14 protein-coding genes are annotated in these 15245 nt (G+C 48.6%); 10 read left to right on the top strand and 4 right to left on the bottom strand.

Annotated elements, in window-relative coordinates; all coding sequences use genetic code 11:
• Positions 1 to 850: 850 nt before the first annotated feature.
• Positions 851 to 1948: an aminopeptidase gene (locus EHQ17_RS08365; RefSeq protein ID WP_135594876.1), complete on the bottom strand. Its 1098-nt coding sequence runs from the start codon at positions 1946 to 1948 to the stop codon at positions 851 to 853.
• On the opposite strand from EHQ17_RS08365, the gene EHQ17_RS08360 reads away from it, so the two are divergent.
• The 6 genes from EHQ17_RS08360 (at position 1947) to EHQ17_RS08335 (ending at position 8537) form a co-directional block, all read left to right on the top strand.
• Positions 1947 to 3053 (top strand): S1C family serine protease, encoded by a 1107-nt coding sequence (locus tag EHQ17_RS08360; protein WP_135594878.1) that lies wholly within the window; start codon positions 1947 to 1949, stop codon positions 3051 to 3053. The genes EHQ17_RS08365 and EHQ17_RS08360 overlap by 2 nt on opposite strands.
• A 33-nt stretch (positions 3054 to 3086) precedes the next feature.
• Complete coding sequence (locus EHQ17_RS08355; RefSeq protein ID WP_135594880.1) at positions 3087 to 4391, top strand: pyridoxal phosphate-dependent aminotransferase; 1305 nt, start codon at positions 3087 to 3089, stop codon at positions 4389 to 4391.
• The gene (murI, locus tag EHQ17_RS08350; RefSeq protein ID WP_425460689.1) at positions 4375 to 5169 is read left to right on the top strand and encodes a glutamate racemase; all 795 of its coding nucleotides are present in this window, start codon (positions 4375 to 4377) and stop codon (positions 5167 to 5169) included. Before EHQ17_RS08355 ends, murI begins: the two co-directional genes overlap by 17 nt.
• Before the next feature lie 354 nt (positions 5170 to 5523).
• Entirely contained in the window at positions 5524 to 6120 is a 597-nt protein-coding gene (gene lsa19, locus EHQ17_RS08345) for an adhesin Lsa19 (RefSeq protein WP_135594882.1), read from the top strand.
• Between the two features lie 67 nt (positions 6121 to 6187).
• The gene (purM, locus tag EHQ17_RS08340) at positions 6188 to 7276 is read left to right on the top strand and encodes a phosphoribosylformylglycinamidine cyclo-ligase (RefSeq protein ID WP_425460687.1); all 1089 of its coding nucleotides are present in this window, start codon (positions 6188 to 6190) and stop codon (positions 7274 to 7276) included.
• A 73-nt stretch (positions 7277 to 7349) separates the two neighbouring features.
• A complete protein-coding gene (locus EHQ17_RS08335) occupies positions 7350 to 8537 on the top strand; it encodes a chloride channel protein (RefSeq protein ID WP_425460688.1) in 1188 nt (395 codons plus the stop codon).
• A gap of 98 nt (positions 8538 to 8635) precedes the next feature.
• Here EHQ17_RS08335 and EHQ17_RS08330 read toward each other — a convergent pair whose 3' ends face one another.
• Together EHQ17_RS08330 and EHQ17_RS08325 are read right to left on the bottom strand one after the other, a co-directional pair.
• Complete coding sequence (locus EHQ17_RS08330; RefSeq protein WP_135594888.1) at positions 8636 to 9328, bottom strand: DUF1554 domain-containing protein; 693 nt, start codon at positions 9326 to 9328, stop codon at positions 8636 to 8638.
• Between the two features lie 553 nt (positions 9329 to 9881).
• Complete coding sequence (locus EHQ17_RS08325; protein WP_135594890.1) at positions 9882 to 10826, bottom strand: sensor domain-containing diguanylate cyclase; 945 nt, start codon at positions 10824 to 10826, stop codon at positions 9882 to 9884.
• Between the two features lie 206 nt (positions 10827 to 11032).
• On the opposite strand from EHQ17_RS08325, the gene mutL reads away from it, so the two are divergent.
• The 4 genes from mutL (at position 11033) to EHQ17_RS08305 (ending at position 14968) form a co-directional block, all read left to right on the top strand.
• Positions 11033 to 12823: a DNA mismatch repair endonuclease MutL gene (gene mutL, locus EHQ17_RS08320; RefSeq protein WP_135594980.1), complete on the top strand. Its 1791-nt coding sequence runs from the start codon at positions 11033 to 11035 to the stop codon at positions 12821 to 12823.
• A complete protein-coding gene (locus EHQ17_RS08315) occupies positions 12792 to 13409 on the top strand; it encodes a YqaA family protein (protein WP_135594892.1) in 618 nt (205 codons plus the stop codon). Before mutL ends, EHQ17_RS08315 begins: the two co-directional genes overlap by 32 nt.
• A gap of 63 nt (positions 13410 to 13472) precedes the next feature.
• Entirely contained in the window at positions 13473 to 13700 is a 228-nt protein-coding gene (locus tag EHQ17_RS08310) for a hypothetical protein (RefSeq protein WP_135594895.1), read from the top strand.
• Positions 13697 to 14968: a replication-associated recombination protein A gene (locus tag EHQ17_RS08305; protein WP_135594897.1), complete on the top strand. Its 1272-nt coding sequence runs from the start codon at positions 13697 to 13699 to the stop codon at positions 14966 to 14968. Before EHQ17_RS08310 ends, EHQ17_RS08305 begins: the two co-directional genes overlap by 4 nt.
• Here EHQ17_RS08305 and EHQ17_RS19770 read toward each other — a convergent pair whose 3' ends face one another.
• Positions 14969 to 15142 carry a hypothetical protein gene (locus tag EHQ17_RS19770; RefSeq protein WP_167881137.1) on the bottom strand — a complete coding sequence of 58 codons (174 nt, stop codon included), beginning with the start codon at positions 15140 to 15142 and terminating at the stop codon, positions 14969 to 14971.
• Positions 15143 to 15245: the final 103 nt, after the last annotated feature.

Here is a 15245-nt window from a genome sequence, read left to right as displayed (position 1 = left end):
TATACACATCTCACGCGCTTCTCACACAGTTTCTCTGCAAGTCCGCGCTGACCGCGCACAACTTCGTGCCGACCATGCACAACAAAGGCAACATGCCGTTCTCAATACAAAAAACGGAGCGATTGACTACACGCTCCACTCTCCCATTGTCCCACTGCTCTGCCTTCAGCCTTTCTACGCGCTCCGCGAAAGCCGAAGGGAGGACATGCATCGACATTCTCACATGCGAGAAAAAACAAACAAGCAGATGGACAAACGGAAGGATGAGCGAACGAACAAACTCACCTACAAACTTCGACCTACACCCACACGAGCCCCCGCCTCACTCACACTCACAAACAAGACGAATCACCAAGCGGGCCCGTCTACCACGTACAAACTCCCCGACACAAGCAGCGAACAAACGAACAAACGAACAAACGAACGAACGAACGAACGAACGAACGAACGAACGAACGAACGAACAAACAAGCAAGCAAGCAAGCAAGCAAGCAACTTACGTACGGACCAACCTGCAACCTGCCAACTCGCCAACTCGGCAACCAACGGACACAAACCCTCTCAGGTTGGTAAGACAAACCGGCGGTCAAACGAATTCATTCACAAGCTCGGAGATACACCAACTCGTCCCATGAGCGCACGAAACGAAACGAAACAAACAAATCCAACGACCGACTAACGCAGCCAAACCAACCGGCAAAACGCACCACCACATTCAACCTAGACCGGATAGTTTCAGCATTCGGTGCCGTCAGGATCCCGTTCCGAATCGGATTTCTACGCTACGATCGGAGCACGAATTTGAGCGGTCTGTCGCTCACTCTCACTCTCACTCACAACGAGTTTCCTTTTAACCGGATTCCAAAAGTTTTTTGCGTTCCTCGTTGGAGAGGCGAATCAGCTTTCTCATCCTCATATGAAATTCCCGAAAGTTTCTCCCGGAAGATTCGAATTCCTTTTTAAAGAAAGAGGTTCCCGAATGATATCGAAGATAACCTACGAAATCTTCGTTGTTCCAATCCCGTTTAAAGAGACGTTCGACCGAAATCAATTTGAACTCGTTTCTTCGTGCGAAAAGGGAATTTTTGAACTCGTCGATGATCCGACGTTTTCCTTCCAACTTTCGACCGTCGTCTTCCGCGGACGCGTACAACAACTTGAGCCTTTGAGCGGTTTCCATCAGAAGAAAACGAAGAAGTTTACTTTCCTCTTTTCGTTTCAGAATTTCTTTTTGGATCGGACCGTCCCTTCCTTCGGAAGACTCCAGGTAATGAAAGATTCCTTCCTCTTCCACGAAGCTCGCATAACTTTCGTTAAACGAAGAATCGCCTGGAAAATAGACGGTGGCATGCGCCATCTCGTGGAAGACCAAGGAGCCTATCTCGTAGGATTCTGAACGAAGCTGCGAGGAAAAAACCGGATCTTCGAACCAACCTAACGTCGAATAACCGGCGGTGACGCGGATTCTCGTGTCTAGACCGAGTTGTTTCAATTTTTTTTCCTCTTCTTTGGCTTTTTCCAAATCGAAATAACCCTTGTAAGGAACGGTTCCGGCGATCGGAAACCACCAAGTATACGATTCCAAACGAAGCGGATAACAAGCCGCTACGTGCCATCCCACTTCTTCCCGTTTCAGCTGAACGAAGGAACGGAATCCCGCGGACGCTTCCAGTCCCAAACGCGAGATTCCATATTCGCGAAAGTTTTCCACCTCGCGCAGCTTCTGTTTCGTTTCTTCCTTTACGTTAGGATCCGTAAGTGCTTCCGAGATCGGTCGTTTTTGCACCCAGATATCCAGTTGCCCGGTTCCTAAGTGCCAAAGATATCCGACACAATTTTCGAGGCTCAGCCCGAGCAAAAACAGAATCAGGATTCTTACGATCTTTCTCCCGGTTTTGGATTTACAAGCATCGTATATCGAAGAAGGATAGAATTCGGATTTTACCATGGAATTTTTACGTTCACTTCCCAAGATCGTTCTTATCAACGGATTTCTTTTGACGGCTCTCATTTTGATCCTGATTTTTCCGAAGGATTGTTCGTTGTCTTCCCTTTTCTCCGGCAAACGCCCCATCAGTCCCGGCGAACAAAAGTCGGCGATCGAAATCCAAAATTCGTTCCGAAACGTATATCGTTTCGCAAAGGATTCGGTCGTATCGATCCGCACGAAAAAAAGCGAATCCATTTCCAATCCGTATCACTATTTCGATTTCAGAAACGAAAGACTCGCTTCGTTCGGGAGCGGTTTTTTGGTTCACGATAAGGGTTATATCGTCACCAACTTCCACGTGATCGAAGGCGCGGAAAGTATCGAGGTGATCACCTCCAACGGAGGAATTCATCCCGCTCGTTACATAGGTAGTCACGAACGCGCCGATATCGCTTTGTTGAAAATCCGGGAAGGCTCCGGTTTGAGAGCGGTGACGTTCGGAGATTCGGATCGGATCGAAGTGGGGGATTGGGCGATTGCGATCGGTTCCCCGTTCGGATTGGAACGCTCCTTCAGCGTCGGAGTCGTTTCCGCAAAATACAGAGAGGACTTGGATGAAACGGGGCAGACTCATATTCAGACCGATAGTATGATCAATCCGGGAAGCAGCGGCGGGCCGCTTCTCAATATTTACGGAGAAGTGATCGGAATCAATCGACTGATCCGCAGTGAAACCGGACGAAATTCCGGGATCGGCTTCGCCATTCCTAGTAACTATGCCCGCAAGATCATACGTATGATCGAGGCCAATCAAGGTCGTCATATCCGCCCCGCGATCTTAGGCGTGATGGCCACCGTTCCGCTTCCCGATCACCGGACCGCTCTGGGAATTCCGGATTCGTGGACCGGAGTTCTCGTCTACGATATGGATCCTCAGTCTTCCGCGGAACTCGGCGGAATCAAACGTTACGATTTTATTCTCGAAGCCAACGGAACTCCGATCAAAAATATTAATGATCTGCGCGAACAGGTTGGAATAGTGGGACTGGGGGGCAAGATCAAGCTCCGTATCTACCGGGAGAAGACGATGCTCGAACTTTCGGTGAAGCTGATTCAGAAATAATACAAAAATTTTCGCGACAGGAATTCGAACGGGATGAGAAGAAATATCGTTCATAGCGGAGCGGACGCGCTGATCTACGAAATCAGACAGATCGTCGCAATCGCAAAAAAGCTGGAAGCCATGGGCCTTCAGATCACCTACGAAAACATAGGAGATCCGATTCAAAAGGGAGAATCCATTCCCGATTGGATGAAAGAGATCGTCTCCAACCTGGTTCTCAAAGATAAATCCTGGGCGTACACGGCGACTCAGGGATACGAACCGACGCGCAAGTTTCTCGCCGAAAAAGTGAACGAACGGGGAGGAGCGCAGATCACCGCGGACGATCTTCTTTTTTTCAACGGACTCGGCGACGCGGTCGCGAAAATTTTCGGCTTTATGAGAAGGGAAGCGCGAGTGCTCGGTCCGAGTCCGGCGTATTCCACGATTTCCTCGGCCGAAGCGGCTCATAGCGGTTACGAACACCTGACCTACGACCTTCTTCCGGAAAACAATTGGATGCCGGATTTAAAGGACATGGAGAACAAGGTCCGTTATAACGATTCCATTGCTGGAATCCTGTTGATCAATCCGGACAATCCGACCGGAGCAGTATATGATAAAACTCTAATGAAAGAGATCGTGTCGATCTGCGAAAAATACGATCTGATGCTCATCTGCGACGAGACCTATGCGCACGTAAATTATTCCGACCACGGTCCTTTACATCTTTCCGAGGTCATCGGAGATAAGGTTCCCGGAATGGCTTTGCGTTCCATTTCCAAGGAATTTCCATGGCCGGGCGGACGTTGCGGTTGGTTGGAGATTTTCAACAAGGACAAGGATCCGGTTTTTAGCCGTTACGTGAAATCGTTGTTAGACGCTAAAATGCTGGAAGTATGTTCCACAACGCTGCCGCAGATGGCCATTCCGGAAGTTTATTCGCATCCTGAATTTTTACCGCACCTCAAACGGAGGAACGAAAAATTCAAACGGAAGGCCAGGATTGCGACGGATATGTTCGCCGGGCTCAAAGGGGTCAAAGTCATCGCTCCCAAGGGGGCCTTTTATCTTACTGTGGCTTTCGAAGACGGCGTTCTCAATTCGTCGATGAAGCTGGACGTTGAAAATTCAGCCGCCGCGGGTTTTATCCGACCGCTTCTGGATCAGGCGGCGAACGACAGAAGGTTCGTGTATTATCTTCTGGCTTCGACCGGAATTTGTGTGGTTCCGCTTTCTGCTTTCTGCACGAAGAAGGACGGATTTCGCGTAACGTTGCTGGAAGAAGACGAAGATAAATTCCATTGGATCTACAAAACACTCCGAGAAAAAATCGGTGAGTATATCGCCTCGGTTTAAAATCGGTCTGATGGATTCCGGAACGGGAGGTCTTTCCGTTCTTAAGGAAATTCTAAAATACGACGCGGAGTTGGAGGTTCTGTATTACGGGGACCTTTACAACAGTCCGTACGGGGAAAAGGACGCTTCGGTCGTTTTGGATCTTACGAGAAATGTTTGTCTTCGTTTAGTCGAACTAGGTGCGCGCGCCATTCTTCTTGCGTGTAATACCGCCACTTCCGCCGCCGCGGAGACGCTTCGTAAGGAATTTGCGATTCCGATTTTCGGAATGGAGCCGGCGATCAAACCGGCCGTTCTCAAAAATCCGGGTGCGGAGATCGCGTTGCTTGCGACTCCAGTCACGCAGAAAGAGGAAAAATTACAACGGCTCAAAAAGGAATTGAACGCGGAAAATTCCATTCTCCCGATTTCCTGTCCCGGACTCGCGGGTCTTGTGGATCAGGGCGACTTTGAAAAAGCGGAAGCGTATCTGTTTCCGATTCTCGAGGAATTAAAACGTCGGAACGTCAAGGCGATCGTACTCGGATGTACACATTACGTTTTTCTTAAGCACATCGTTTTAAAACTTTATCCACAGGCGGAATTATTCGACGGGAACGCGGGAACGGTCCGGCATCTTTTCCGTTCCCTTTCCGTAAAGGTCCTTCCTCCGGATTCGGACCAAGGTTTCGACGGAAGGAAAAAAAACTCGATCCACTACCAAATAGAATTGAACACAGACGACGAGGACCGGATTCGTTTTGCGGAACGTCTTTTGAACGATCGGGAAGGTTTTTGAGTTCGTGTTCGAATAGTCTTCCATAGCGGAAGTTTGAAATCGCTCGCAATCCGATCCATCGGAACTTTCGAACACGGTCCGTTCGCCGCGTGAAAGACTTTCTTTCCGAAGGGGCGAACTTTCTTTTTACAACCGTGTATGCGCGAGTTAGGCATTTTTCGCCGATAGAAAAAAATTTCCTTTTTTTCTTCCGATTCCGGGAAACGCTCCGATTGGAAATAATAAATTTCCAATCCTCGATCCGTTTCGTTTTTTATGAAATTTATTATTTCCGGAATAAAAAACGATGTGATTGTTGTAATCCATAGTATAATACGAAAATTCCTGAAAGAAGGGGTTGATTCCGGAGCGTCTATGATTCGTGTTTTTACCGCGATCGCGGTTTTATCCTGTTTTGTGGTCTGTAAACCGAACGCGCGGGAGGGTTCGGATGTTGTGGTCACTTTCCTCAAAGGGAAGGCGGTCGTTTTCGAAACCGGAAAGGTTCTGGTTCCTTTTGCGAATGTTTTCGAAAAACAATCCGTGAAAACGGAAGAAGATGCGGTCGTCGATTTGACCTCCTCTCTCGGAAGTTTTCGTCTTCTCGGAGGAAGTACGGCCGAGGTAGCCGCGTTGAATGCGGATGCGGTCGAGTTTCAAGTTTCGCTAGGAAACGTTCTTGTGAAGTCTTCCAAACTTTCCAAAGGACAAACTCTTACGGTTAACACTCCGACGGTGGTCGCTTCCGTTCGAGGAACCCAGTTTTGGGGAAGGGTGAACGGCAAGGACCAATCCGGAACCTTCGCCGTGCGGGAAGGCGCCGTGGAGATCACGAGAAAATCCGACAAACGCAAGATTCTCATCGAAGCGGGGCAAGCCTTGGACCTGAAACCCGGCGAAGCGGAGTGGAAACTCAGAACCGCCGCCAAAGAAGAATTGGCCGCTATGGAACAGATAGACCAGATGAAATAATTTCCCGAATTCCCGAATCTTCGTCCTTAGAACCGGATTTCCCGCGTGGATCCGGTTTTTTTTTTGTGTGCAGGGATTTCATCTTCTCCAAGCTATTCTAAAAAAGAGTTCGGGCCGAAGAATGGAAGATAAGATCACGTACAAAAGCGCCGGTGTGGATACGGAAAAAGGAAGAGAGTTCGTTCAGAGGATCAAACGGAACGTAGAGTCCACACACGGTCCGAGAGTGCTCGGAGGTTTGGGCGGTTTTGCGGGTGCTTTCGACGCGGGTTTTCTGAAAAAATTCGATCAGCCGGTTCTTCTTTCCGGGACGGACGGGGTCGGTACCAAAATCGAACTCGCACGTATATTACAAAAATTTGATACGATCGGGATCGACCTCGTCGCTATGTGCGTAAACGACATTCTCGTTTGCGGAGGTGAACCTCTTTTTTTCCTGGATTACATCGCGTGCGGCAAACTGGATCCGGAGAAAATGGACCGTATCGTTTCCGGAATCGTACAAGGTTGTAAACTTTCCAACGCCGCGCTGATCGGAGGAGAAACCGCGGAACATCCGGGAACCATGAAAGAGGACGAATTCGACCTCGCCGGTTTCGTAGTGGGCGCCGTGGAAAAGGATCGTATGATCGACGGTTCCTCGATCGTGCCGGGGGACCGGATCCTCGGTTTGGAATCCAGCGGACCTCACAGTAACGGATTCTCCCTGATTCGGAAACTTCTTTTGAAGGAAGGAAAGTATCTTCCATCCGATTCTGCGGAAGTGGATTTTTTGAGGGAATACGCGCTGAAACCAACGAGAATCTACGTGCAAAGTATATTAAAACTTCTGCAAAAGGTTCCAGTAAAAGGAATGATCCATATCACGGGCGGCGGTTATCAGGAAAACGTTCCTCGGGTTCTCCCCAAAAACGCGGCTGCGCGGTTTTTTAAGGATCGTATTCCTTCGGGATACTTTTTCGAAAAACTCAAAAAGGATCATCGTCTCGAAGAGACGGAGATGTTTGCCACGTTCAATATGGGAATCGGTTATATGCTCGTCGTTTCTCCGGATAACGTCGATTTGGCGAAAGAATTTCTCGAATCCACCGGGGAATCCGTTCATCTCATCGGAGAGATCGTCTCCGGTAATAAAGAAGAAGTCCTTTTCGTCTAACGGGAATACTATGCTCCCGCTCCGAGATCTTCTGCGTTCTCCCGCGCTCGTATTATCCAGAAAAAATCCGTTTATGCTTTCCAGGCTCACGTTTTTTTACGTGATTTTAGGTGTGATCGGAGGATTGTTCTCCGCTACTTTTTGGATGTTGCTGGAATATCTTACCAATTTTTTCGCCTCCTTGTCCGGCGTTTATACGGTTCCGGTGATGACCGTTTCCGGTTTGTTGATCGGGATCGTGATCCATTTTTTGGGGGAACCAGGAGAAATTTCATTAGTAATCGATAATATACGTTTTCGAGGCGGAAAGCTGGAGCCGGGTCAAAATCCTTCCATGGCGTTCTCCTCCATTTTGAGCATTTCCACCGGAGGAAGCGCGGGGCCGGAAGCTCCTTTGGTACAGATCACCGGTTCTTTCGGAAATTGGTTCGCCGACAAATTAGGACTCACCGGCGAGGAATATAGGTCCATGACGATTGCGGGGATGGCCGCCGGTTTCACTTCGCTTTTCGGTTCTCCCTTGGGAGGTGCGTTATTCGCGCTTGAAATCCTGCAACACCGTCACGTCGTAGAATACTACAAGGCTTTGCTTCCGGCGTTTTTATCGAGTGCCTCCGCCTTTTTCGTATTTCTTTGGATGACACACGCCGGATTACAACCCACTTGGCAATTCCCGCAGTATGTTCCCGGTGATATTCAAGATTTCTTATATGCTTTGGGTTTGGGGGCGATCGGAGCGGCTTTGGGTTGGTTGTTTCACGGATTGTTCGTAACCAATCGTTGGATTTACGCTCGTGTGCCGGGTCCGATTTATTGGAAGACGGCTCTCGGGGGTTTGGTCCTGGGATTGATAGCGTGGCAGATTCCGCTTACGCGTTTTTTCGGCCATGATCAGTTGAATCAAATCGTGGAGGGGCGTTTTACTCTTTTGTTTCTCGCCGCTTTGATTTTTTGGAAAACCGTCGCGATCACAACAACCGTTTCCAGCGGATGGAGAGGCGGAATTATCATCCCTTTGTTTTTTTTGGGGGCTTGTGCGGGCAAGTTGCTGTCCGGGTTTTTCCCCTCGGAAAACGAGTCTTTTTTTATGATCTGTCTTATGGCAGCGGTCAATTCTTCGGTAACGAAGACGCCGATTTCCACTACGATCCTTTTGGCGGAACTTACCGGTTTGTACAGTTTTACTCCCGTTCTAATCGCCAGTTTAAGCGGATATTTCCTTTCGCCCAAGGAACCTTTGATTTCCACGCAGGGAAAATAGAATTAGAAGAAATTTCGTCTAACGTATTTCCGAGACGTGCGTTTTCGGATTCACCGAACGACGTCCGCGCCTACGGCGCGGACGTTCTATAACTTCGACTACTGTTCTACGCAGAGAAGATTCAATCTGGAATTACAAGCGTGGGTATCGATGGTAAAGGCTCCTTCCGGAGTGGCATCGGCCGTTACCGCGGAGGTATTGCCGGCTTGTCCTATCTCGGCTGCGCCTGCGGAAGTCCATTCCAAACAATTGCCGCCTTCTTCCCACAGATCGGTTCCGTTGGCGGGGCTGCTCAAACCGGACCAAAAGTAGGTTTGTGCTCCTCCGTTGATTCCGTTTTGTAGGTTGGCGGTTACGATCGCTTGTGCGTTGGTCGTAAACGTTACGGTAGTTCCGTCTTGTCTTCTGTATTCCTTATTCGGATACAAAACCCAATCGGTCGCGGTCGTAACCGCGCCGGTAGGAACTGCGGAACGAACGGTTCCCGCGCCCGCGACGATCAACGCTTTGTAGGTCCCCGTGAATGCGGCCGGTTTTTCGGCGGCACACTTTGCATCGGCTCCGGTCACTCCACCCAGGTTTCCATCGAATCCTTGGCCGCCGTTGTTTGCGATAAATGTTCTACAAAATGCGGAATCTTCACAGGAGGTGATCACGGCGGCGGCCGTGTTTCCGCCGGACAGTAACAATAAGGCGAACAATCCGGTATTGTCCTCCTTGGATTCCTCGCAGGATACGAGGGAGATAAAAGAAATTCCTACGAAGAGTAGGAAGAGACGTTTCTGTAACATTCTAAATTTCCTTGTTTGTCATTGTGGATCGATGTTTTTCGAATTCTACGATTTACCGTTCGTTACGATGAAGTAGGAATTACTCCACTTGGTTGTGATCCGAGTGGGAACTCACACTTTTATTCACATACGGCGAACGTAGGACTCCGAATCGATCCTTACTCGAAATCAACAGATACGTTTTTTATTTTTTCAAAAGTGATTCAAAAGGAGAAGAATTCTGCGTCCAAATTAATTTCGCATTATAAATCGAACAATCAGTAGGATTTTATTTTTTTATCCGTTTATCATTTGAAATGAAACATCCGTTTCTTCTGAATGAGTTTTCTTATATATTAAAAAAATAGTATATTCCATAATCGTTTTTTTATATCGAATCCTTGTTTTGTTCGGATCCGAATTCCGTGGAAAATACGGACGCAAGGGCTCTACTTTGTTGATTCGGAACGGTGGATTTGAAGCGGGCGAATGCCCTTTTTCGTCGAAGAAAGGATTTATAATTCCCGAGGCAGGGAAGGGGTAAAGAAGGAAAAAAGTATAGAAAAACCGAAGTTTAAATTTTATATTTGGAAAATTCTTTTTCGATTCGAGAAGAATGACTGACTCGGTCTCTCCCTTCTTGTTTGGAACGATAGAGCGCGACGTCGGCTCGGTCGATTACGTTGGAAATCATATCCGAACCGAGCAAAGGATGATCGGCTCCGTACGGTTGTGTTGCGATCCCTACGCTGATCGTAATCGGTCTGAGTTTCCAGGAATGGGCGCGAACCGATTCTGCCAGACGTTCTCCGATTTCTATCGATTCCTTTTCGGAAGTGTCGGGCAATGCGGCGATAAATTCCTCTCCTCCGTAACGAGCGAGAAGATCGGAATCACGCAGTGTTCCTTCCAAAAGAGAAGCCACGGTGATCAACACCCGATCCCCCGCGGCGTGACCGAAGGAATCGTTGAAATTTTTAAAATGATCCACGTCGATCATGAGCACGGAAAAAAACGCGTTTTGTTGTTTCGTTTTTTGAAGTATGAATTTTAATTCTTCGTCGAAAAATCTTCTGTTTTTCACTCCGGTCAGAGAGTCGGTACAGGCCTGTTCGAACAGAGTATCGTTGGCTTTTTTTAGTTCCTGGGCCAGTTGACTGATTTTACGGTTGGATTCCACGAGTTCCGTGATGTCCCGGCCCGTGATGTAAACCAAGCCGGTTTCCAGATCGGGATATCCGGTCCACTGAAAGTTCCTGTAGGTTCCGTCGGCGCAGAGATATCGGTTTTGAATCGAAGAATTGGAAATCCCATCCTTTAACTTTCTGAATTCTTTCAACGAAGTTTCCCGATCCTCCGGATGCAGTCTGTCGAAGGGAATCGTTCCGATCAATTCGTCCGGTGTAAAACCGAGGATCTTTTCGAAGGCCCCGTTTACCTGCAAAACGACTCCGTCCAAGGTTTGTATCGAAAGTAAATCCAAGGAATGTCGAAAAAATTTTTCAAAGTCGTAGTTCATAGTCGTCCATTCTCTCCGATTTTTGAAGAGAATTGATTTCGGATTATCAGATGATGTGAATTTAGTTTTCGAACCCGATGAGAGAAAAGAATTCGGATCGTTTCGGTTGATTCCGGGGAATTCGAGATTTCTTGTCGGAATTTTGCGGATCCCGCCGAATCCCGTCCTTGACAGTCTTCCTTGGAGTTCCCACATTGAACCTATTCATGGGAAAAATTCGCGAGCTCAGTCCGGAATTAATCAATCAGATCGCCGCCGGCGAAGTCATCGAATCGGCCCATTCCGTCGTAAAGGAATTGGTGGAAAATTCCCTGGATGCGGGCGCCACCCAAATCGACATAGAATCCAAGGACGGGGGACTTTCGCTCCTTCGGATTACCGACAACGGTTCCGGAATCGATCCAGAAGATTTGGAGTCAGCGCTTCGTCGTCACGCCACGAGTAAAATCCGCGAATACGGGGATTTGGAATCGGTTCTGAGTTACGGTTTTCGGGGAGAAGCCTTGGCTTCCATCGCCTCCGTATCTCGCCTGACCTTGGAAAGCGGGACCAAGGATCAGAAAACCGCTTGGAGAATCCGTTCCGAAGGAGGAACGATTTCCGATCGCGAAGAAATTCCCGGGTTTGTCGGAACCAAACTTCTCGTGGAAGAACTTTTTTTCAACACGCCGGTCCGCAGAAAATTTTTAAAATCCGTCCGCTCCGAAGACAAAAAAATCCGGGACCGCGTTACGACGCAGGCACTGGCCCGGGAGGACGTCCGCTTCCGATTGTTTCAAGACGGAAAGGAGACGTTCGTCCTTCCTGCCCGAAACGATAAAAAGGAAAGGATCGTTGATTTGTTCGGGGAGAATTTTCGGGATCATCTTTTACCGGTGAGTTTGGAACGGGGAGGAATTTCCGCCTCCGGTTTTATCAGCGATCCTGATTTTTATAAATCCAATCGTACCGGTCAGTTTATCTTCGTAAACGGAAGACCGATCGAAATTAAATACGGATCAGCCCTTTTGAAAAAGGCCTACGACGAACTTCTTCCTCCGAACGGTCATCCGTATTGTTTTTTATTCTTCGAAATCGATCCGTCCCGCGTGGACGTGAACGTTCATCCCGCTAAGAAGGAAATCCGCTTTTTGGACGAAGAAGGTTTCAACGGTTTTTTCCTTTCCTTGATTCAAAACGAACTGAGGTCCAGTACACCCGTGAGTTTTTTGGAACTCAAAAAACGGCTCCTCAAACCGTCTCCAGATTCTTTTACTTCTTCGTCTTTGTATCAAAATCGTTCCTCGTCCGCGGAAGGACAAAGCCCTTTGCTCAGTCGTGATCTGTTTTTGGACGTTCCGCGTCAGGAAGGATTCGAACTGAACCGTATGGGACCGGGCGCTTCCTTAACGGCGCTTACGGATCAGGCAGTCAAACATTCAGCCTTCGTTCCCAAAAAACACTTCGGCGTTCTGTTCGAGACCTTCATTCTCGCGGAAGCGGAAGACGGCTTTTATATCATAGACCAACATACCGCGCACGAACGGATCCGTTACGAGGAAGTTCTGCGTAAACTCGAAAAGAAAAACTACGGAATCCAACCTTTGTTGACGCCGATGCGTATCGACGTTTCCAAACAGGAACAGGAAGACATCCTAAACCGCAAAAAGGAATACGAAGAGGTAGGAATCCATCTCGACGCGCTCGGTGAAGACAGCGTCGTGTTGCGGGAAATTCCCGCGTATCTTGAACCCGGGATGGAAAAGGAAACCATACTCGATTTTTTAAACCGAACCGAAGGTGCGAGCGCCACCGAACCGGAGTTATACGATCTAATGGCTAAGTGTGTAGCTTGCCGTTCCGCGATCAAAAAAGGGGATCAACTTTCCGATCCCATTCTCGCGGAAATTCTGAACCGTCTGAGTTATTGCGAAAATCCTTCCCGTTGTCCGCACGGGAGACCCACCTTGGTGAAGTTGAGCAGAGATGACCTCGAAAGAATGTTCCACAGAAAATGAAGTTCCCCAAAAGGAACCGGACCGCGTCGTCCGTAAATTATTCCGGCAAACGTTAGTCGGAATCGTAATCCTATTGTTCGGCGTCGTTTTTATGGCCCGCGTTTTTCCCGAACCGGTGCTTGCGGTTTCCGAGAAGTTCATCGAAATCACGGGGGTGTTCGGAGTAGGGATCGGAATTCTGTTGGCCGATTCGTTACACGTATTCGTTCCTCCCGACGTCTTTTTGATGATGGCGGTCGCGGGAAAACTCAATTCGGTCCTCGTGATCGTTTCGGCTTCGGTGGGAAGTCTGATCGGTGGGACGGTTTCCTATCTTACCGGCCGTATCCTTTTGCCGAAGATTGAACGTGTCGCTACCTTCGTAAAACGACACGAACAGAAGTTGGAACACTACCTTCATCGATACGGTTTTTGGGCGGTCGTTTTGGCGGCGTTGACTCCGCTTCCGTATTCCTGGGTTTCGTTGGCCGCGGGTACGATGAAAATGAGATATCTTCTTTTTTTTCAGGGTTGTCTTTTCCGGATTCCCCGTTTTATAGTATTCTATTATCTCATTCAATTCGGTTGGATCGGCGGCGGAATGTAGAATCTTTTCGGGCATTCGGACTGTCCAATCGAGAGAAGAACTTTATAAAATTAGGTCGAACGTTTGGAAACCAATCAACCCGAACTATTTCCGAAAACTCAGGAGCAAATCATCCGCGAAAACCTGGATCTGTTCGATCTTCCGATCCGAATTCAAGGTCTGATCGAAAATATTCTCCGGGGAAATATACGGGAACAATCTCTGGTCTGTTGTCACAGCGCTTGCGACGTATGCAACGCGACGATACGAACCTGTCTTCGTAAGATCAAAAACGAATTGGAACTTTCGTGAGCGATCTTTTCGCAAAAAAACCGATTCCTCCTTTGGCGCATAAAATCCGTCCCTCCACTTTCGAAGAGGTGATCGGTCAAACAAGGGCGAGAAAACAACTGGTCAATTATCGTTCTCCGGTTTCGATCATACTTTACGGACCTCCGGGCACCGGCAAATCCACGTTAGCCGGAATTCTTTGTAGAAACTGGAATCTTCCCTTCGTGGAATACAACGCCGTTTCCACGGGCGTCGCTGAAATCAAAAAGTTGCTGGAAAGAGCGGAACGGGAAGGAACCGTCCTTCTTTTTTTGGACGAGATCCATCGTTTCAGCGCTTCGCAGCAGGACAGTCTTTTGCGCGGGGTGGAAACGGGGCGTCTCGTCCTGATCGGAGCTACGACGGAAAATCCTGCGTTTCGAATCACGAGGCCTTTGTTGTCCCGTTGTCAGATTCTTAAGATAGAACCCCTCAGTCTCGGGGAACAGGCGGCGCTTCTGGAACGAGGAATTTCGCACCTCGAGGTAGCTCTGCGTTTGAACGAGGAAGCGAAGGAAACTTTGATCCGTTTTTCGGGAGGGGACGGAAGGAAACTTCTTTCCAATTTGGAAGGGTTGGCTTTTAGTTTTCCTCCGGATTCTTCTATATCCAGATCGGATATAGAGGAATATCTGGAAAGTCGCGTCATAGAATACGACAAAAGCGGGGAATCCCACTACGACGTCATCTCCGCCTTCATCAAGTCCGTGCGTGGCAGCGACCCGGATGCGGCCTTGTATTATCTCGCGGTACTTTTGGAGGGAGGGGAAGATCCGCTTTTTATCATGCGTCGTCTGATCATACTCGCCAGCGAGGACGTCGGGAACGCTTCCGTAAACGGATTACCTCTCGCCGTTTCCGGCTTACACGCGTTAGAGGCAATCGGCATGCCGGAGGGAAGATTGATCCTCGCACACGTTACCACGTTTCTCGCCTCCTGTCCCAAATCGAACGCGAGTTATAAGGGATTGGGCTCGGCGTTGTCCTTCGTAAGGGAGCACGGGACCGGGATCAAAATACCGAACCGTCTCAGAAACGCGCCCACCTTTCTTCATAAAAAAGAAGGAGCCTCGGAAGGATACGCGTATCCGCACGACCACGGGGGATTTACGGAACAAAATTATTTCCCGGACGAGTTCGCCGAAAATCCTCCCCGATTCTATGTTCCGACCGGAAACGGAATGGAGTTAAAACTTAAGGAATATCTGGATACGATGTGGAAGAATTCCCCGCGAAAACGAGGACGTTGATCACTTATCGTGAAGTTCGGGGAGAACCCGGATTCGTTTGTGCGAGGAGCCGGCGGATTTCTGCGACTCGGTCTGGGGTTCATCGGCGCGGGATCGAGCAACGGATTTGTCGGAAAAGAAATTCGATTTGATGTCGAGCGCGTCGCGTTTTTGTTTGTATTCGGAACGGAACATCTTTCCTCCTTTTCGAATGGGACCGTTTGTATTCTTCTTAAGTTTCGTGCACATACGGAAAATTCTAAATCCTTTTTCCTGTCGGCTCGCTACAAAAGAATTT

The organism is Leptospira gomenensis, assembly GCF_004770155.1.
GTDB classification, from domain to species: Bacteria; Spirochaetota; Leptospiria; order Leptospirales; family Leptospiraceae; genus Leptospira; species Leptospira gomenensis.
The sequence above is the reverse complement of the archived record's forward strand: the minus strand, read 5'-3'. Positions and strand labels throughout refer to the sequence as shown.

Bases quoted from the DNA above. Each gene is read 5' to 3' on its own strand.
- EHQ17_RS08315 (WP_135594892.1), top strand. From the start codon at position 12,792: ATGACCTCGAAAGAATGTTCCACAGAAAATGAAGTTCCCCAAAAGGAA.
- EHQ17_RS08365 (WP_135594876.1), bottom strand. From the start codon at position 1,948: ATGGTAAAATCCGAATTCTATCCTTCTTCGATATACGATGCTTGTAAA.
- lsa19 (WP_135594882.1), top strand. From the start codon at position 5,524: ATGATTCGTGTTTTTACCGCGATCGCGGTTTTATCCTGTTTTGTGGTC.
- EHQ17_RS08335 (WP_425460688.1), top strand. From the start codon at position 7,350: ATGCTTTCCAGGCTCACGTTTTTTTACGTGATTTTAGGTGTGATCGGA.
- EHQ17_RS08330 (WP_135594888.1), bottom strand. From the start codon at position 9,328: ATGTTACAGAAACGTCTCTTCCTACTCTTCGTAGGAATTTCTTTTATC.
- EHQ17_RS19770 (WP_167881137.1), bottom strand. From the start codon at position 15,142: ATGTTCCGTTCCGAATACAAACAAAAACGCGACGCGCTCGACATCAAA.
- mutL (WP_135594980.1), top strand. From the start codon at position 11,033: ATGGGAAAAATTCGCGAGCTCAGTCCGGAATTAATCAATCAGATCGCC.
- EHQ17_RS08355 (WP_135594880.1), top strand. From the start codon at position 3,087: ATGAGAAGAAATATCGTTCATAGCGGAGCGGACGCGCTGATCTACGAA.
- EHQ17_RS08325 (WP_135594890.1), bottom strand. From the start codon at position 10,826: ATGAACTACGACTTTGAAAAATTTTTTCGACATTCCTTGGATTTACTT.
- EHQ17_RS08360 (WP_135594878.1), top strand. From the start codon at position 1,947: ATGGAATTTTTACGTTCACTTCCCAAGATCGTTCTTATCAACGGATTT.